Here is a 19,297-nt window from a genome sequence, read left to right as displayed (position 1 = left end):
CAGCAGGCGTTTTTTCAATTCAATCCAGGGTTAAGCAGCAACCTCTGTGACTTCCTCTTCGCTGTTGCGGATGAGGTAATCAAAGGCACCCAACGATGCGGTAGCGCCGCTGCCCATAGCGATGATGATCTGCTTATAGGCAGAGTTGGTCACATCGCCTGCGGCAAATACGCCTGGCTGAGAAGTTTGACCCTGACCATCGACAATAATTTCACCACGAGGTGTTAGCTCAATGGTGTCTTTCAACCACTCGGAGTTAGGTACAAGACCAATTTGAACAAAGATACCAGCCAGTTCAACATGGTGGCTGTCACCGGTTGCACGGTCGGTATAGTTCAGACCGGTCACCTGCTTACCATTACCCAGCACTTCCGTGGTCATCGCCTGAGTAATAATGGTGATATTACCCATAGAGTTGGCTTTACGTTGCAGCACTTCGTCGGCGCGCAGCTTGCTGTCAAACTCAAGAACAGTCACATGCTCAACGATATTGGCCAGGTCGATAGCCGCTTCAATACCTGAGTTACCACCACCGATAACTGCCACCTTCTTGCCTCTGAATAATGGGCCGTCACAGTGAGGGCAGTAAGCTACACCTTTACCACGGTACTGCTGCTCACCCGGTACATTCATTTCGCGCCAACGGGCACCGGTCGCCAGCAGTACAGTACGACTCTTCAGTACCGCGCCGTTTGCCAGTTCGACTTCAAACAAGCCATTCTTGCGCAGTGCCACAGCCTTGTTGTTGTCCATCACGTCCACATCATAGTCGCGAACGTGAGCTTCCAGATTGGCGACCAACTTTGAACCTTCCGTGGACTTCACCGAGATAAAGTTCTCGATACCAACAGTTTCACTCACCTGACCACCAAATTTGTCAGCCAGTACGCCGGTTCGCAGACCTTTACGGGCAGCATAAATCGCAGCTGATGCACCTGCTGGCCCACCGCCAACCACCAGCACCTCAAAGGCTTCTTTCTCGGCCAGCGCCTCTGCCTGACGAGCCTCAGCACCTGTATCCAGACGGTTGAGGATCTCAGCCAGTGAGATGCGTCCCTGGGAGAACAGCTCACCATTCAGGTAAACAGAAGGTACCGCCATAATGTTGCGTTCAGTCACTTCTTGCTGGAACAGGGCACCATCAATCATCACATTGGTGATATTCGGGTTGATGGCCGCCATCATGTTCAGCGCCTGAACAACATCAGGACAGTTCTGACAGCTCAGAGACACATAGGTTTCGAACTTATACTCACCAGGCAGCTCACGAATTTGCGCGATTTGCTCTTCAGTCAATTTGATGGGGTGGCCGCCGCTGTGCAGCAATGCCAGCACCAGAGAGGTAAATTCATGGCCCATTGGCAGACCTGCGAAGCTGATGCTGGTGCCGCGCACACCGGTAACCTTCATGGAAGGAGTGCGCTCGCCTGACTCACTTTTTACAGATACCAGATCCGACAGAGAAGCGATGTCCTCAGCAAGGTGCACAAGTTCCTGTGCTTTTGGGCTGGCATCTGCAGAAACGATGAGCTCAACCGGGCTCTTGAGGTTTTGCAGATAGGTTTGCAGTTGATTCTTTAAGTTCGCATCCAACATGATGACTCCCGATAATTTCTGGTATTTCTAAAAAATGCTCTGCTAAATACCAATCCGCATAGAAGATTGATCTCATCAGAGCCATGTCACCCATTCGAGTACAAGCGAAATTGGTGACGACATAGTGGTTCTATGGCTAAACAATTTTGTGCAGTAATCGTGTGGCTGACAGGCTCCCGAAGGGCGAGTTTTAAAGGCGCGCATACTGCCCAGAGCTCTCTTGATTTATCCCGATAGGCCTTCGATTGCTCTGATTGTCTTCACACCTTTAAATTCTCGCTGAGTGACTAATCTCCTATACGGATTGGTATAAAGAATTGCAGAGACAAAATGGCCCGGGCATTCGGGTGAAAGCCCGGGCCATCCAGTGATGAGGACACAGAGCAGAGATGGAGGAACTTACTCAGTGTCTTACATCATCCTGTCATGTTTAGGCAGATTAGATCTTGCCTACCAGGTCCAGAGATGGAGCCAGAGTTTCTTCACCTGGCTGCCACTTGGCTGGGCAAACTTCACCATCGTGAGTTGCAACATATTGGGCAGCCTGTACTTTGCGAACCAGTTCGCTTGCGCTGCGGCCAATACCCAGGTCGTGGATTTCAGCAACTTTAATCTGACCTTCAGGGTTGATTACGAAGGTACCACGCAGTGCCAGACCTTCTTCCTCAATCATCACGCCGAAGTTACGGCTGATGGCACCGGTTGGGTCACCGATCATTGGGAAGTTGATTTTGTTAATGGTGTCAGAAGTGTCGTGCCATGCTTTGTGAGTGAAGTGAGTGTCAGTAGATACTGAGTAAACTTCAACGCCCATGGACTGCAGCTTCTCGTAGTGGTCAGCCATGTCACCCAGTTCAGTTGGGCAAACAAAGGTGAAATCAGCAGGGTAGAACATTACTACAGACCACTTGCCCAGCAGATCCTGCTCAGATACGGAGATAAATTCACCGTTGTGGAAAGCAGTTGCGTTGAAAGGCTTGATTTCGGTGTTGATGATAGACTGTGCCATATCTTTAAAGCTCCATTAATCGTTGAATCTTTGAGAATTCTTAAGTAGGGGAAGGTGTCATTGCCCCGTCGTTGAGATGCATATTACGGGCACCGTTCGATTAAGGAAAGAAGATAAAACCTATAGGTCTAATCGGTTTTTGCAATAAGTCAAAATAGCATCAGTGAAAAATCGATTAGTGGCTGACGACTTTAGAAACTGATAGCAGTTTTACAGTCAGGGAGCATCTCCGGATTGACCATGTCAGCACGAGGGACTCAAGCTTGTGGATAAACTTGTACGGATTATTGTTATTCAGATACCAGCACCAGGAACAAACATGATTCATATATTTGAACAACTGACATTCAGAGGTTTTGGCTGGCGCACCCTGATGTTCAGTGAGCTGATGGCTGCTGAAGTCCAGCTGATAGTAGAGGGAAGCGCAGATAAGCCGCCACAAGACTGGCAAAGGCGAACTCTGGATAAATTCATTTCTCTGCAGCGCCGACTGGAGATCCCCGTTTACCGGGCAATTCACGCCTATTATCTGGATACAATAAAAGAGCGTCAGGTTGTTGAGCCAATAGACATAGAGCAACTGAAGCAACAACTTACCCCTACCGGAATCATCATCAATGATCTATCTGAGGATGATGAAGAGATAGGTCTGTTGTTTGAGTGCCGTTGGGATCCAGAGCATGGTCTGGGAGTACGCTTGGCACGCTGGCAAATAGATGAGGTGGGTGGTCAGGATATATGCTGGTGAAGGGTCAACTGAACCTAACAAAAAGCCCCTGAACTCAGGGGCTTTCGAAATCAGGCTGTTACTGCTGCTCTTCTGTCAGCCAGTAACTCAACAATCGCACACCGTGACCGGTTGCACCAATAGGTGCCACGCCAGTGCCGGATGAAGTCAGTGCATCACCGGCGATATCCAGGTGCGCCCAACGGCTATCGCCGACAAACTCCTTCAGGAACATAGCCGCAACAGATGCACCTGCAGTGCTGCCGGTATTCTTCAAATCGGCAATATCAGACTTAAGCTCGTCCCCATAAGCTTTGGCCAGCGGCAGACGCCACAGCTTTTCGCCCACTCGCTCACCGGCAAAAGTCAGCTCACTCACCATTTGAGCGTCATCACTGAACAGGCCGGTAAACTCACGACCCAGTGCACGTACCTTGGAGCCAGTCAGTGTCGCTACATCGACAATCATTTGTGGCTGATAATACTCGCGGGCATACCAGAGACCGTCAGCCAGGATCAGGCGACCCTCGGCATCTGTGTTGGTCACTTCCACCGTTTTGCCCTCGGCAGTTCTAACCACGTCTCCAGGACGCTGCGCCTTGGAGGAAACCATATTTTCCGCCAGTGGCATTACCGCAACCACATTCACAGGGGCTTTTTGCATCGCCATGGCTTTGACCGTGCCCAGCACAGTCGCGGCACCTGCCATATCAGACTTCATACGGACGATAGAGGTACCTGTGGCCTTGATGTTATAACCCCCTGAGTCGAAGGTAATGCCCTTGCCTACCAATGCGATAGGGGCATCATCACTGCCTTGCCACTGAGCGACGACCAACATAGGTTCGCGCTCACTGCCCTTACCTACACCAACCAAAGCGCCCATATTCAGGTCTTCCAGATCATCCATATCCAGCACTTTGACTTTAACGCCCAGTTTTTTCAGCTGTTTCGCTTCTTCGGCGAAACTGCCAGGGTACAGATCTTCCGGCGTCATATTGGTCATATCACGGGCCAGGAACACACCGGCTTCAACGGCCTGCAACTGCTTGTGCAGAGCTTGTGCACCATTGGCATCATCCGCTACCAGGTGGAAGTGCTTAGGTTCGGCATCGGACGCTTTGTAATGGGTAAAACGATAGCTTTTCAGCTCAATACCATGGGCAAATTGCGCCGCAAACTCATGGCTGTCAGCGATACCCTGGGTCAATACACCGACCTGCTGCTTGGGCAAGCTGTTCAGTTTAGTCGCCAGCTTTCCACCCAGCGTGTTGATTTCTCCCTCAGTCAGGGCGTCGTCACCCAGACCAATCACCACCAGGCGACCAGCCTCTATCCCATTGGGAGCCAATACTTCCAGCATTTGTCCCTGAGAACCCTTGAACTGAGCAGCCTCGGCAGCACGATTAATCTGGGTCTTGGTATCGGCTGGCAGGCTGGCAGCGCTGTACAGCTCGCCATCCTGCTGTTGGAACAGCACCAACGTCTTGGGTTCCTGATTCAGTTCTGAGCCAAAACTGAAGGTTTCGGCAATGGCTGGGGCAGCGGTCAAACAGGAGGCAGCCAACAGGCTCAGGGTAAAAGGTATCTTGTTCATAGCGGGCACTCTTTTGTTTTTTTAATTTGTGTTCTTATGCTTTTTGGGGCCGCAGGATAACAAAAAGTGTGACATGAATTAAGAAATTAATAGGGGAATTAACAATGAGTTACATTTAACCCCCAAACTTTCGTCAACCTGAAATATAACTTAAGCATAAAAGGGGTTTCATCATGGCGTTAGCGTTCGACTCTGCGGAGAAATGACCCGCCTGTCAGCTCATTCATCTGATTCCTTCTGTGAAAACACACTAAAACGCCCGGCTATTACCGGGCGTTTTGTTATGCCAATTGCCGCAAGACTGAGTAACAGTCCTCCTCTTGCATATACCTGGGCACCGCATAGAGCATATGAGACTCAGCAAAAGCGCGCTGAGTGATCACTCTGAAATCCCGCTCTGTCAGTTGTTCACACTTACCGGGCAATCCCAAAGACTCCCGCAACTGCTCCAGCTTGACGATAAACTCACGCGCCAACTCCAAATCACCTTGGCCCGGCTCACCAACACCACAATGTCTCGCCAGTTCAGCCAGTCTGGGTGCACAATTAGCCAGAGAAAACCTGAGCACATGAGGCAACACCATGGCGTTAGCCACACCATGGGGCACATGGTAAAAAGCCCCCAATTGATGGGCAATACCATGGGTATAGCCCAGTCCTGATTTGGTGAAAGCGATTCCGGCATAACAGGAGGCCATCGCCATGGCTTCGCGGGCACCTAAATCACCGGGCGTGCTCATACATACAGGCAAATTGTGCCAAATCAGTCTGGCGGCACTCAGGGCATATCTGTCGGTGGACCTTGTGGCATTGGTTGAGATATAAGCCTCCACCGCGTGGGTCAGCGCATCATAGCCTGAAGCTGCGGTCACAGCAGGCGGCAACCCAGTCATCAATTCAGGGTCAAGCGCTGCCGCTTCCGGTAGCAGTACCGGGTCGGCAACTGGCAACTTTTCCCCAGAGCTGGCCACAGTCACCACAGCCGCTATGGTGATCTCAGAGCCAGTCCCCGCCGTAGTCGGCACCAGAAAAAGTGGCGCCCCCTTGCGGCGAATCCTCAAAAGCCCTGAGCACTTGTTTACCGGCTTATTCAAAAATGGCAGCACAGCTATCATCTTGGCCGCATCCATGGGAGAACCGCCGCCAACGCCGATTACCGCATCACACCCCAGAGATTTAAAACGCTCTGCTCCCCGGGTTATCTGCTCGTCGGTGGGATCCGGCGTCACCTCATCAAATACGGAAACCCTGACGCCAGCCTGCTCCAGCATCTGCACCATAGGCTGATACAGGCCAATCTCTGTCAATGCTTTGTCTGTCACCAGCAGTACATGGTTAAAACCGCCACGACCAACAAACGCCGTTAACTGACGGCAGGCGCCGGGGCCGGAATAGATGGCAGGCATCTGCATGGGCAGAACGTAAGAAGCCAGCTTTATCGCCTTAACCACCAACCACCAAAACCCTGTTTTCAGCCTGAACATATGTCCTCACTTATGCATTTATGGTATACCCAATGCACTGTCACAAAATTAACAAAAACATGACAACACTGATCCCAAAAACTCCTTCAACCATAGGAACCTGGGCGCTTTTAATGGCCAGGTCGATCGCGAGCTATGGAGTCGATGCAACCGCCGTTTTCCGACAGGCAAGACTCAACCTTGAAGACGTTCAACGGGACAGTGAAGCCCGGTTTCCGGTTCGTCAAATGGCCGAGGTCTGGCAATTGGCGGTTGAACAAACTGGTGATCCCTGCATCGCCCTGACCCTGACCCGCTATTTTCAGCCCTCCACATACAGCGCTCCCGGGATTGCCATGGTCTCCAGCCGCAATGTACTGGAGGGACTGCAGCGCTGTATTCGCTATTTCCGCCACACCACAGATGTGGCTGATATTGATATACGTGACAATGGAGACTTACTGTCACTCGCCATCAGCATTCCGCCGGAGAACCAGCCCTGTGCCCCGGAGGCGATTGAGGCCTACAGTGCCACTGCAGTGAAGCTGTTCAGGCTGATGGTCGACGAGGAGTTCAGCCCTCAATCGGTCAGCTTCTCCCACCCAGCCTCAGCAGAGAAAGTCACTGCATTCAGCGAATTCTTTGGCTGCCCGGTCACCTTTGATGCCACAGAGACACTACTGACCTTTGAGCGCAGCGCTCTGCTGAAACCCCATATGTTTGCCAACCCTGCGCTGGCGGCCTCTCTGGATGAATGGATTACCGAGCGCCTGGCCAGTTTTACCGAAAGCCATTTCGCCACCCGGGTCCAGAAATACCTGCTTGACCATATGCTGTTCGATCAACCCGATGCCGAGATGACCGCCGCTCATCTGAATATGAGCGTGCGAACCATGCAGCGACATTTGAAGAAAGAAGGGGTCAGCTTCAACCAGCTGCTCAACGACTGTCGTCACCATCTGGCGATTAAACTGGTGGCGGAAAAGAAGCTGCCCCTGACCGAAATCGCCCTGATGTTGGGCTTTGCCGATCAAAGCAGTTTCACCCGGGCTTTCCGTCAATGGACAGGTGTGTCCCCCAAGCAATACAGTGCCTGAGCCCCTTACCGGGGCTCGTCTGCAATTACTGTTTAACCGGTACTACGCCGGGCAGGAATCCCTCTACGGTATCCCAGCTGCGTACATCATCTGTAGGCAGATACACACGCATATTAAGACGGAAAATCCCCTGCTCAGGAGTCGGTAGCCAGTTGGACTCGAGCCCTTCCGGCGCGGTGCTTTGCAGGTAGAGAGTCAGCGAGCCGTCCTTGTTATACTTAAGACCTTCAGTGCTCTTGCGAATGGCATATCTGTCGATGGGGTTGTCTACCAACTGATAATCATCACCGTAGAGAGTGATAGACCAGAAGCCTCCTTCAAATGAGGTGGGTAACTGGCCTTTCTCAAAGTGCAGCACATACTTGTTATCAGCCCCCTGAAGCAGGTTATTGTTGATATCTGAATAGGTATGGAAGTACACAGCTTCCTCGGGAGAGTGCACAAATAGCCCCTGTACAGCGCCTTCAGCTCTGGCCAGATAGTCAGTGCCATAATCGCCGCCGACAAAATCCACATTCCACTTGTTTTCCGACTGGGTACCGCGGAACTTCACCTTCCATTTAATGATGTCGATACCGGCTTTCATGGCGCGCGCAAGCCCTCGCTTGGTGGGTTCATCCAGTTTTGCCGGATCAAATGCCTGGGAATCGCTCAGACCTATGAGTTTGAAGCTGTTGAGGATGGCGCGGTTTTCCCCTACCGGTGGGTTTTCCCTCAACAACTGCGACAGATAGGAATAGAACGCCAGTTCACCCTTTTTCAGACGGGTTTCAGGCAGATTCAGCACAGGCGCAGGTAGCTTCTCGCGCTCGGCCTTGCTCAAACCAAATTGAGACAATGGCATGGCATCAAACTTCTGTTGCAGCTTGCGTACCTGAGCCACCTCATCCGGATTGTTGGAGTAGGAAGCGATTCGCAGTGCGACAATGGCAGAGTCATTGGGCATGCGCATCTCTACCACACCATCCGGCAATTCACCCTGCCAGTCAGGCCCAACCAGGGCAAAATAACCGCCCTTGCCTTCAGTGGCGCGGGTACCGATATAGTGCTGGTTCACCAGATATGCGTCAGCCACCTGAACCGAGAAGTACCTTTCTTCAATATCCGGCACCTTCATAATGTATGGTTCATCCGCCAAATTGGCGTAAAGGCCTGAGTAAACCGTATCCGGGTTTGGGGTATAGGGCATTTTTGATTTGGCGGTAGCCAAACCTGAGTAATGTCCCCACTCGCCGGGGGCGGCACAGGGACAGGTGTCTTTGATGCGCTCCAGAATTACAGGATTCATACGCAGATCCCGCTGCACATCCATCATCACCATGGGAATGGCAAACATAAATGCCTGAATACCTGTGGCATAGGCCCACTCCTCTTTAGCTTTGGCATCGGCTTCTTTAATCAGTCCCTGAAACTCATGGTTGTTCACCTTGAACATATTGAGAATTGGATGCCCCTTGGCGGCCATCGCCTGTTGTTGAGGAGCCTTCTGTTCGGCCAGCGCCACAGGGGCTGAAAAGGCCAGCCCGGCGGCCACGGCAGTAGCAAGCAGAGATTTTGTTATTGTCATTGGATTAATCCTTTATCTTCTGTTCCGATCCCTCAGGGAGTGACCAGGTTGAATTTGCCATCCGGCTGTTCGAACAACAATAGAAAGTCAATTAATGTCAGAGGGTTACCTTGTACATCCAGGTTGTCAGAAAAGAGCGTCTGCTGAATACCCAACTGTCCGGTCAACATATCCACCAGCAGGGGTCGGGTCAGCACCACGCCGACATCCGAGCTGGCATCAGCATCCACCGCCTTAAAGTGCATCACCGCGTTCTCAATCCACAGCAGGTAGTGCTGATCCAGATCGCTGAAAGAGATCCTGACTTTGGTGGTGACCTCATCGGCGTCTTCAGCCTTTAGCCTGACCGCCAGCGACTGAAAGAACTTATCTACCGAGGTTTGGGCCAGTACATCACGCATAGTGTTAAGGTCGACCCCTTTATCCGGCATTCCCCCAGCCAGTTCCTGAGCCGCCACCAGATAGGAGTTGCGCCAGGATCCCGCCTCCGCCTGATAACCCAACTGGGTATAAGCCTTTGCCAGTAAAGCTTTGGCGTCTGCGTTATCGGCATCGGCAAATACCAGACGATTCAGCAGCTCAGCCGCCCAACGATACTCGCCCTCATCAATAGCCGCCTTTGCTGCGGTTATTACTCCCTGAGCACCCCCCATCAGACGCACATATTTGGACGCCGACTGCTCAGCAGGCAAGGGATCAAGGTTGGCCGGGTTGCCGTCATACCAGCCCAGATAGAATTGATACACAGCTTTGGCATTGTGTTTCAGAGAGCCGTGGTAACCCCGGGTAGACCAGTTCTGAACCAGTGACGGTGGCAGCTCAATACGCTCAGCGATCTCCTCGGCATTGAGCCCCATATTGAACCAACGTACCGTTTGGTCATGCACAAACCGGTAGATATCCCGCTGCTTGGTCAGGAAGTCCTGGATCTCCCCCTGTCCCCACAAGGGCCAATGATGACTGGCAAAGTAAACGTCCGCACCGGCAAACAGCTGACGAGCCTCTTCGATATAGTGACTCCAGCGCACAGCATCCCGGGCCTTGGCTCCCCTCAGGGTGTAGATGTTATGCATGTTGCGGGATACCAGCTCGGAACCGCAGAAAGCATTAAACTGGGGCAGGTAGAAGGTGAACTCAGAGGGAGACTCGGTTTCCGGCGTCATCTGAAACTCTATCTCGATACCGTCGACGGTCACGGTTTCACCAGTTTCAGTAATCACCCGGTTTGGCGGCAGAATGCCAAAGCTTCCCATCACTGGGCCCTTGCCCAATCCGCTGCCTATATACCCATCCGGCGCAACCGGCAAATGGGAGCCATACATGAGTCCGGCTCTGCGCCCCATGGCAATACCGGCGATAATATTTTCACTGGTAGCCTCTTCCATAAACCCTTCCGGGGCGATGACAGCGACTTCACCGGTCAGCACCTGTTCGAGACTGGCCACCGCCAGTGCGCCACCAAAATGGTCGATATGAGCATGGGTGAAGATGATCGCCTTGATAGGCTTGCGCTCCAGATGAGAGAAAGCGAACTCCAGCGCCTTTTGGGCAGACTCCTTTGATGTCAGGGGATCGACCACTATCCAACCCGACTCCCCTTCGATCAAGGTCATATTGGCCAGATCAAATCCACGCAGTTGATAGATACCCGGCACCACCTCAAACAAACCACGGATATTGTTCAGCTGCGCCTGACGCCAAAGACTTGGGTTGGCCGTTTGGGCAGCTTCAGCACCGTTTAGAAAATCAAAAGACTCTGCCGACCAGATCTTCTGCCCATCCCGATAGATATCTATCTCTTTGGCCTCAGCTATCAGACCTTTTCTGGCCAGCTCAAAGTCCCGGGTGTCATCGAACGGCAGGCTTTCCCTGACCTTTTGATGTGCATCCAAAGTTGCCACTGAGGCCTGCAGTGAATCTGCATCCGGTTTTTCCTGAGCCTGACCACACCCCACCAGAAGGGCGACAGCGCAACCCAAAGTCACAGCGCTGCGAAAGGAGTGAAAACTGCCGGCCCTGGGTGGCTTCTTACTGATGTTCAACGATTTATCCATGACTTACCTCTTTCGCCGCTTTCCCTGCAGCACTGCCATCCTGATGATTGAATCTCTGACTAGTAAAAGTAGTAGCGGGCCTGCACACCTATGCTGCGTCCCGGATCAACCATCTGGCTGTACACACCAGGGGTCAGCGGCGTGTCAAACGCGAAACTTGAGGTGATTTCGTCGGTCAGGTTTTTCCCCACCAGCGCCAGCTCCCAACCTGAGTCAGAGATAATGGCTGTGCGGGCATTGACCTTGGCAAAGGCATCCTGTTTGGTCAGAGGATTAAGATCTGTGGCAGTGTAAACTTCGGTTTGATAGTTCACATCCAGTGTTGTGCGCCACTCCCAGTCACCAAAGATATAGGTGACATAGTCCAGCCGCATACTGGTACTGAACTCAGGTACCAGGGCATTGGTTTCGCCGGTCAGGTCACAGGTTTTGCCATTGGCTTCTATGTTGTCCGGCACCAACACGGTACTGGTAAAGCACTTGGCTCCCTTAAAAGAGTCCCAGTTGAAGTCTGTCCAACCCACGCTGCCTGACAGGGTCAGCTCATCAGTCAGCAACCAACGACCGTCCAGCTCAATTCCCTGAGTGGTTGCCTCACCGGCATTCTCCACGACAAAGCCCAGGCTGCCGTCGAACACAGAGGTTTGCAGATCATCAAACTGCATCACAAATGCGGCGAGGTTTAGTTCAGCGGCGCCGCCGGCCAGAGTCATTTTGCTGCCAATTTCGTAGGAGATAACCTCTTCGGCTTCAAACTCGAAGTTACCTGCCAGATTGGAGCGGGCATCAAAACCCCCGGCTTTAACACCAGTCGCTACACTGGCGTAAACCATGCTGTCGCCCAGGTCATAGCTGACGGTGACAGAAGGGGTGACATGGCTGTCATCGCGTTCGGCAGCGATATCATGTTGTTCTATGGTGCCCACCAGCGGGTTGGCAACATTCTGAGTCGGCGTGCCGAACAGTAAAGGGTCAAGATATGGCAGGTTCGGGCCCAACATGGCGACATAAGCAGGCCCCGGCAGACCAGGCAGTCCGAATGCATCCAGAGTTGATGCCAGCGCAGCAGGCTTCACCAGTGGCATTTGTGCAATGGGCGTACCTGTCACCGGATCAACCAGATCCATGCGCTTACGCCCCTCTTTATGCTCATCTGTAAATCTGAGCCCAAGTGTGGCACTCAACTTGTCTGTCAGTTGATAGTCCAGCTGGGCGAACACTGCCCAGAGGTCTGAGTCGCTGGCATAGTCTCTGAGCCCTCTCACCGCCAGCGGATATACAGCAGAATTTTCGGTGTAGGTCAGTTCGCTGGACTGATAATAAGCACCGACAATATATTCGAGATCTCCACCGAGATCTGAGGTCAGGCGGACTTCCTGGCTGAACTGGTCATAGGCTTCTTCAAACTCAGGAGAGTACATCAATGCCCGGGCGGTGGAGTCCTGATCTTTACTGCCATTCAGTTCATAACTTTGCCAGCCTGTCACCGCATCCAAGCTGTGATTGCCCAGATCCCAGGACATATCCAGGGTAACGTAATCTATGCTGGCGTCTTCCCGCTCCTTTTCACCCAGCGCCGGGTTGGTTCTGGCGGTATCATGGCTCAAAGTGTAATAGCCAAGCTGGGCCAGCAAAGGAGAATTGGCCTCCACCAGTGCAGGTTCTGCGACCACCACCAGAGGACGCCCTTTAATCGTGTCGCTGTCATGCTGGAGCTTAAGATTGGCATTGAAGGAGTCAGTCGGGTTCCAGTCCAGCGTCAGGCGGGTTGCCAGGCTCTCTCTGGCAGGAATGGTGTCATCAGTGGCGGTATTGTAGATATAGCCCTGATCGTTTTCATAGCGGGTCACCAAGCGGGCATTCAGGGTGTCAGTCAGCGGGCCGGAAATAAAGCCCTCAAAATCAACCTTGTCCCCTTCGGTAAAATAGCTGGTGGCCAATCCGGCTTCAAAGATATCCGTGGGATTTTTGGTGGTCAGATTCAAGGCGCCTGCCGTGGTATTCATGCCAAAGAGTATGCTTTGGGGGCCACGCAGTACTTCTACCATTTCCAGATCCAGAAACGCACTGCGCATCAGCACGCCACGACCACGGTAGATACCGTCTACATAGGTTCCGACTGTCTGCTCAAAGCCCTGGTTGGCACCGGATCCCAGCCCGCGCATATAGATGTTGTAACCCTGACCGGATTTGGTCACGGTAAAGTTGGGCACATAGGCGGCCATCTCTTCCATCTGGGCGATATTGTTTTCCACCAGCATGTCGCCATTTACCGCAGTGATGGAAACCGGCACATCCTGCAGGCTCTCCACCCGCTTTTGCGCTGTAACTTCGATAACTTCGAGGGTTTTCCCCTGCTGCTCTGCCTCTTCGGCCATGGCCGCCAATGGTGACAAGCTCAATGAAACCAGACAGGCCAACAAAGTTGGATTAGAGGGAAGTGATTTGAATGTCGACATGCTTATCAGCCTTTTCTTCTATGCGTTATCGCCCATAACTGCATACTGGACGAACAGCGTGTTGAAAAATTGTTATCAGCCGACAGGTTTTTGTCGAAAAGCGACAGTTTGCGTCAACCTCAAAGTGACAGTTGACGTAAACTGATGAAAAGTAATACTAAAGCCGTTTTATTCCCAGGGACCGAAACGGCTCAGACTGCGGGATACCTGATAGTCCAGCTTATCTGACAGGTCATCGGCGGCAGATTTGAGACTATCTTCTCTCAGGGTGCCCGCTGCCCGTGCCGCAAAGATCACCCAATTGCCGCCGGACGTAAGACAGGCGTAAACCTGGGCAAAACAAGCTTTCAGTCTGGCGAGCAGAGCATCATCCCGACTGTGCTCTTTCCAGCAATTAAGTACCAGTATGCCGTCAGCCTTGAGTAATCGCAGCGCACCATCAATAAAGGCCTGGGACAGTTGGCTCTCATCCACGCCATCATTGGTATAGATATCAGCAAAGATAAGGTCTGTACGCTTATGCTCAGCCTGCTGCAGAAAAGTCAGCGCATCAGCTTCGATTAATTGCAGTTTTTTACTGGGTTGTACCCGAAAGTATCGTTTGGCCGCCTCAATCACCGCCGGTCTAAGCTCCACTGCACTGAGTTTAATACCTGCATCATAATGACGCAGAGCATGCAGCATAGAACCGCCGCCCAGCCCCAGCACAATGGCTGATTTAGGCTTCATAAACATCAGACTGAGCAACATCCCCTGAATATAAGTGTGCTGGGGAATATGGGGAGCCGCCTTCAACTGCTTGCTCTGCTCATCACTGTCACCAAAGGACAAGATACGGTACTGGTCATCCTCCAACACCCGGATCTCTCCCAGTGCATCCTCGCCCTGCCACAACAGGGAATAATCAGACATTGAGTCGCCTTATATCAATTTTCGCTAGATTAAAGCGTGGGATTATACGCTCTGTCGCCACCAGGTTGCAGCAGCGACAATCACCACACAAGTGTAAACGGTAGGAAGCCAACACCCGGCTCACCACACCAAAGGACAACACCTGCAAACACCCACAGACAATCACTACAAACCCACTACCAATACGCCCAATTCACTAACCAAAAGATGTGAGCAAAGACACAGTCACAATCTCGCCCATGGTTAGAATCTGCGCTCCAAATATTAATGACTATTCACTTCGGGATTGAATTTATGAAACTGAGCAAAGTTGGCGCTGGTGTTGCGCTGCTGATCTGTACTCAACTGGCTGGCTGTATGGGACAAATGGGTCTGAGCGGCCTGGTGACCAAAGGCAACCTGAGCGTAGTTGACAACCGTTATGGCCGTGCCGGTCTGTACATGCTGATGGCCCCTGTATACGGTATTGCAGCCACTGCTGACCTGTTCATTTTCAACAGCATCGAATTCTGGACTGGTAAAAACCCAATTACCGGCAAGTCTCCAGCCCTGGTTGATACTCCAATCAACTCTATCATCAAGGTAAACGACAAGCTGGATAAAGATCTGACTACTGCTCCGGTTAAGCTGACTCAAGCCCGTATGACAGCAGTGGATGCTGATACTCTGGCGATGACCATGACTTTTGAAGATGGCAGCCAGCAGGTAATGACAGGTCGTAAGCAGGGTGAAATGGTTGATTTTTACCTGGACGGTCAATTCATTGCCAGCGTAAGCACTTCTGAACTGGAAGCTTATGTGGCTGAGCGCGCGTAATCGTTGACGCATTCAGTAAAAAGGGCAGCCTCGGCTGCCCTTTTTTGTATTCATGACGGGTGACCTACAACAACACCCTCTTAAAGAAGGCTACTGCCTTCTGGCACATCAACAGGGATAACTCTGGGTCATACCTGTCGCCCTCATCCCGCATAAAGGCATGTTCGGCGTTTACCTCAGTCCAACTGAAGTTACACTCCTGGGCATTCAGCTCCCGGTAGATAAGCTCACGGCCTTCCACCGGCACATGGGGATCCTGACGGCCAAACACCAGTTGCAGTTCCCCCTGAATATCACCGCAGCGCATCAGAGTCTGATTGCCCGCTTCACAGGGTAAGGTATTTGAGTGCAGGTCAGTCGCATAAAGACAAAAGGCACCGCGAACATCCGGATTCAGCGCGGCTCTGAATGCCAGATGACCACCGATACACACACCTATGGCCCCTATCTGACTGGAGCAAAACTCCTGAGCCCGGGCAAAGTCCACCAGTGCCACCGTATCTGAATCATGACTCTCCAGCGGCTTGGTGTGCTTATCTTCATTGCCTTTATCCTTACCGGCGTCGTCATAACCAAGCACTGTGCCTATGGGATTAAGCTCGTGAAACACCTCAGGAACCAGCACCACAAAACCATGACCAGCAAGCAGAGTCGCCAATCTTGATATGGGGCCAGTGTGCTGAAAAATCTCTGAATAGAAAATAAGGCTGGGGAAGATCCCCTCCCGATCCGGACGGTACAGATAGGTTCGCATGGTGCCTGTAAGGGTCTCGACATCATGGACTTCGCGGGTCACTTTCATCTTTCGCTTCCTTGATCTTCCAGTGAACTGACGGCGTCTTTACTTATTCCTGAAGTGCCGCCGTCATTATGATTATATCTTTTTAAAACAATTCATTGCCGCTTCGATTTCCGTCCAGCACAGCTCTGGCATTACTGAGTGTAGTATTGGCAATGGAGTCCAGTGCCTCATCGGTCAAAAAGGCCTGGTGACCTGTGAATACCACATTATGGCAAGCCGACAAACGGCGGAATACATCATCCTGAATAATTTCGTTGGACTTGTCCTCGAAGAACAGATCCTGCTCGTTTTCATAAACATCCAGTCCGAGGGAGCCAAGCTGGCCAGTCTTCAAAGCTTCCATGGCATCAAATGCATCCAGCAAGCCGCCACGACTGGTATTGATCACCATGACCCCCCGTTTCATTTTGGCAAAGCTCGCGGCATTTAACAGATGATGATTGGCATCCGTCAGGGGGCAGTGCAGACTGATGATATCGCATTGGGGAAACATCTCATCCAGAGACACATAAGGAACGCCCAGGGCTTCCACCTCTGGATTGGGATAGGGATCGAAAGCCAGCACCTTACAGCCGAAGCCCAGCAAAATACGTATGGTGGCCAGACCGATTTTACCTGTACCAATGACGCCCACGGTTTTGCCAAACATATTGAAACCCACCAAACCGTCCAGGTTGAAATTGGCATCCCGGGTCCTTTGATAGGCTTTGTGAATTTTGCGATTCAAGGTCAGCATGATGGCAATGGTGTGCTCCGCCACAGACTCAGGCGAGTAGGCAGGCACATTCACCACCTGCATGCCAAGGCGTTTGGCAGCTTGCAGATCCACATTGTTGAACCCAGCACAGCGCATGGCGATTACTTTGGTGCCATGGGCAGCCAGCTCTTCCAGGATATCACTGCTCAAGTCGTCATTGACAAAAGCGCAGATCACCTCGAATCCCCTCGCCAGCAGCACAGTTTTGGCACTCAATCTCAGGTCGAAATACTCAATCCCGGCGTCATACTCCTGTTTGATGGCATTGAAATGTTGCATGTCATAGTGCTTGGCACTGAAGAAACCGATTTTCATTGCTGTCTCCTACCGCAGGACTCATGAAGAGACATTGAGTGTATTGCATCGGGCAGGCTTTGTCCTGCTCTTGTCGGGCGGAAAAACAGCAATAAAAAAGCGACCCCGGAAGGTCGCTATTTCAGTTCCCTCTGACGAGAGACGGTATCAATGCCCTGGCATTTGTTTGGAATGTGTCAGGCAATTACTCTGGAGTTACTTGCCAGCCTTCTCGGCATATTGGGCAGCATCTTTACCCGCGATGCGACCAAAGGTCACGATGTCAGAGATGGCGTTACCACCCAGGCGGTTGGCTCCGTGCACACCACCGGTAATTTCCCCGGCTGCATATAAGCCCTTGATGATGTTGCCCTTGGCGTCTTTCACTTCACCCTTGGTATCGATTACCACACCACCCATGGTGTGGTGAACTGCGGGTTTAACTTCGATGGCATAGTAAGGGCCATGATTCAGTTCACGAGGCATGTTTGGACGACCAAACTGCTCATCCTTACCTGCTTTTACAGACTTATTGTAGGCAGCAACAGAGGTTTCCAGATTCTTGGCAGGCACGCCCATCTCTTTGGCCAGATCGGCCAGCGTCTTGCCTTCCTCAACGATATGCAGGTGAACATAGCCTTCAATCTTGCTCAGAGACTTACGCACTGAGTCATCGAATACCAGATAAGCGCTGGCGCCTTTCTGAGCCAGGATGGCAGCAGAGGCTTTGTCACGGGTGGTGATTTCGTTGACGAAACGATTACCTTCGCGGTTAATCAGAATCGCACCATTACCACGTACAGCCTCAGTCACCATGACACCACCAACAGGAGAATAAGTTGGGTGAGCCTGAATGTACTGCAGATCGCGGGTAGCAGCTCCGGCCTGCATGGCTACGTCCAGACCGTCACCGGTTGCACCTGGATGGTTGGTCGCCGCAAAGCCTTTCAGCTTGGCGTCATACTTGGCAACACGCTCATTGTTGCGGGCAAAACCACCGGTAGCCAGTACTACGGCATCAGTCTTAATCACGTAGTAACCAGTGTGCTCACCTTTCACCAGCACGCCAGTTACCTTGCCACCGGCTTCCAGAATACGAACTACGCGGCTGTTCAGGCGAATATCGGTACCACGTTCGATGGCGGCATCCCACAACACCTGAGCCACTTCGGCACCCACACCGGCACCACCGGTTGGACGGTGGGAACGGTTAACGCTGGCGCCACCCATGCGGCCCACGTCGTTCATGTCTGCGCCCATAGCCATCAGCCAGTCGATGGAGTCAGAAGAGTTATTGGCCAGTACTTTAACCAACTCTGGGTCATTCAGATTACGGCCACCTTTCATGGTGTCTTCAATCATGATGGACTTCTTGTCCTGGATACCCAATTTGGCCTGAGGCTTGGTTTCAGCAGCGTTCATACCACCGGCCGCCAGCTTGGTGTTACCACCCGGGATAGGCTCTTTTTCCAACAGGATAACTGAGGCACCGTCGTTACGGGCAGCAACTGCAGCGGCCAGACCGGCACCACCGGAACCAATAACCACTACATCGGTAGATTCAGTTGGACCGGCAGCAATAGCCTGATCCTGGGCTTTCTTATCGGCGTCTACAGGAACAAACTTACGCTCCCACTTGCCCTGGAACGGCATGTCATAACCAAAGCTATGGCAAGCGTCACAGTATGCCACTGACTTCTCGTGGCCTTTGTGACATGAAGTACAGGCGATATCACCAATCAGGTGTGAGGAGTGAGGTGAAACTATGTCTTTTGGATCATTGGCTGCGACTTCTTTCAAGTCACCGTGACAACTGACGCACTGACTGTTCTCATACTTGAGATTGTCATCAGTCGGTCCCTGCTCAGAGGCGTGACAGTTTTCACAGCCGCCCATTTCAGTGTGAAAATCTGCCAGATATTCGGCATCAGCGTAAGCCAATCCACTCATACAGGCTGACACCAGAGCCGCCAACGCAGTTTTGCGCAACACAGATTTCATGATTAATTTGCTCCCCATCCATTTGATCTGCAGGTCTAACCCAGGCGGCAACCAAAACACTGCAAAACAAGAATTTAAACCGATAAGATGCCGCCTCGCGTTAAAAACATAGCACTATCTAAATAGGGGTATAGATAAGCGGGTCA

At 51.9% G+C, this 19,297-nt stretch carries 14 protein-coding genes; 3 read left to right on the top strand and 11 right to left on the bottom strand.

The window, feature by feature from the left end:
- Positions 1-30 precede the first annotated feature (30 nt).
- Positions 31-1,596, bottom strand: a complete 1,566-nt coding sequence (gene ahpF / locus L2725_RS01995; protein ID WP_249247396.1) for an alkyl hydroperoxide reductase subunit F — start codon at positions 1,594-1,596, stop codon at positions 31-33.
- A 439-nt stretch (positions 1,597-2,035) separates the two neighbouring features.
- Complete coding sequence (gene ahpC, locus L2725_RS01990; protein WP_249247395.1) at positions 2,036-2,605, bottom strand: alkyl hydroperoxide reductase subunit C; 570 nt, start codon at positions 2,603-2,605, stop codon at positions 2,036-2,038.
- 319 nt (positions 2,606-2,924) lie between these two features.
- Between ahpC and L2725_RS01985 the strand changes: the two genes are divergently transcribed.
- The gene (locus L2725_RS01985; RefSeq protein ID WP_249247394.1) at positions 2,925-3,353 is read left to right on the top strand and encodes a DUF6985 domain-containing protein; all 429 of its coding nucleotides are present in this window, start codon (positions 2,925-2,927) and stop codon (positions 3,351-3,353) included.
- 58 nt (positions 3,354-3,411) lie between these two features.
- Here L2725_RS01985 and L2725_RS01980 read toward each other — a convergent pair whose 3' ends face one another.
- Both L2725_RS01980 and L2725_RS01975 read right to left on the bottom strand, forming a co-directional pair.
- Positions 3,412-4,929 carry a leucyl aminopeptidase gene (locus L2725_RS01980; protein ID WP_249247393.1) on the bottom strand — a complete coding sequence of 506 codons (1,518 nt, stop codon included), beginning with the start codon at positions 4,927-4,929 and terminating at the stop codon, positions 3,412-3,414.
- Positions 4,930-5,210: 281 nt separating this feature from the next.
- Complete coding sequence (locus tag L2725_RS01975; RefSeq protein ID WP_249247392.1) at positions 5,211-6,413, bottom strand: iron-containing alcohol dehydrogenase; 1,203 nt, start codon at positions 6,411-6,413, stop codon at positions 5,211-5,213.
- A 113-nt stretch (positions 6,414-6,526) separates the two neighbouring features.
- On the opposite strand from L2725_RS01975, the gene L2725_RS01970 reads away from it, so the two are divergent.
- Complete coding sequence (locus tag L2725_RS01970) at positions 6,527-7,489, top strand: AraC family transcriptional regulator (protein ID WP_249247390.1); 963 nt, start codon at positions 6,527-6,529, stop codon at positions 7,487-7,489.
- Positions 7,490-7,514: 25 nt separating this feature from the next.
- Here the strand turns inward: L2725_RS01970 and L2725_RS01965 are convergent, their stop codons facing one another.
- The 4 genes from L2725_RS01965 to L2725_RS01950 all read right to left on the bottom strand — a co-directional run bounded on the left by L2725_RS01965 (position 7,515) and on the right by L2725_RS01950 (position 14,481).
- Complete coding sequence (locus tag L2725_RS01965) at positions 7,515-9,056, bottom strand: DUF1254 domain-containing protein (protein WP_249247389.1); 1,542 nt, start codon at positions 9,054-9,056, stop codon at positions 7,515-7,517.
- A 32-nt stretch (positions 9,057-9,088) separates the two neighbouring features.
- Positions 9,089-11,110, bottom strand: coding sequence for an alkyl/aryl-sulfatase (locus tag L2725_RS01960; protein WP_249247386.1), 2,022 nt, complete (start codon positions 11,108-11,110; stop codon positions 9,089-9,091).
- Positions 11,111-11,169: 59 nt separating this feature from the next.
- Positions 11,170-13,569: a TonB-dependent receptor gene (locus L2725_RS01955; RefSeq protein WP_249247385.1), complete on the bottom strand. Its 2,400-nt coding sequence runs from the start codon at positions 13,567-13,569 to the stop codon at positions 11,170-11,172.
- Positions 13,570-13,737: 168 nt separating this feature from the next.
- Positions 13,738-14,481, bottom strand: a complete 744-nt coding sequence (locus tag L2725_RS01950) for a spermidine synthase (RefSeq protein WP_249247383.1) — start codon at positions 14,479-14,481, stop codon at positions 13,738-13,740.
- Between the two features lie 294 nt (positions 14,482-14,775).
- On the opposite strand from L2725_RS01950, the gene L2725_RS01945 reads away from it, so the two are divergent.
- A complete protein-coding gene (locus tag L2725_RS01945; RefSeq protein ID WP_115138089.1) occupies positions 14,776-15,297 on the top strand; it encodes a DUF3332 domain-containing protein in 522 nt (173 codons plus the stop codon).
- 64 nt (positions 15,298-15,361) lie between these two features.
- Here the strand turns inward: L2725_RS01945 and L2725_RS01940 are convergent, their stop codons facing one another.
- The 3 genes from L2725_RS01940 to fccA form a co-directional block, all read right to left on the bottom strand.
- Positions 15,362-16,099, bottom strand: a complete 738-nt coding sequence (locus tag L2725_RS01940; protein WP_249247381.1) for a dienelactone hydrolase family protein — start codon at positions 16,097-16,099, stop codon at positions 15,362-15,364.
- 82 nt (positions 16,100-16,181) lie between these two features.
- Positions 16,182-17,171: a 2-hydroxyacid dehydrogenase gene (locus L2725_RS01935; protein ID WP_249247379.1), complete on the bottom strand. Its 990-nt coding sequence runs from the start codon at positions 17,169-17,171 to the stop codon at positions 16,182-16,184.
- A 195-nt stretch (positions 17,172-17,366) separates the two neighbouring features.
- On the bottom strand, positions 17,367-19,151 hold the full coding sequence (gene fccA, locus L2725_RS01930; protein ID WP_249247377.1) for a fumarate reductase flavoprotein subunit FccA: 1,785 nt from the start codon (positions 19,149-19,151) through the stop codon (positions 17,367-17,369).
- Between the last annotated feature and the right edge of the window lie 146 nt (positions 19,152-19,297).

This window comes from Shewanella corallii (assembly GCF_023349125.1).
GTDB lineage: Bacteria > Pseudomonadota > Gammaproteobacteria > Enterobacterales > Shewanellaceae > Shewanella > Shewanella corallii.
Note: the sequence above shows the minus strand (reverse complement) of the source record. Positions and strands in the feature narration are given on the sequence as shown.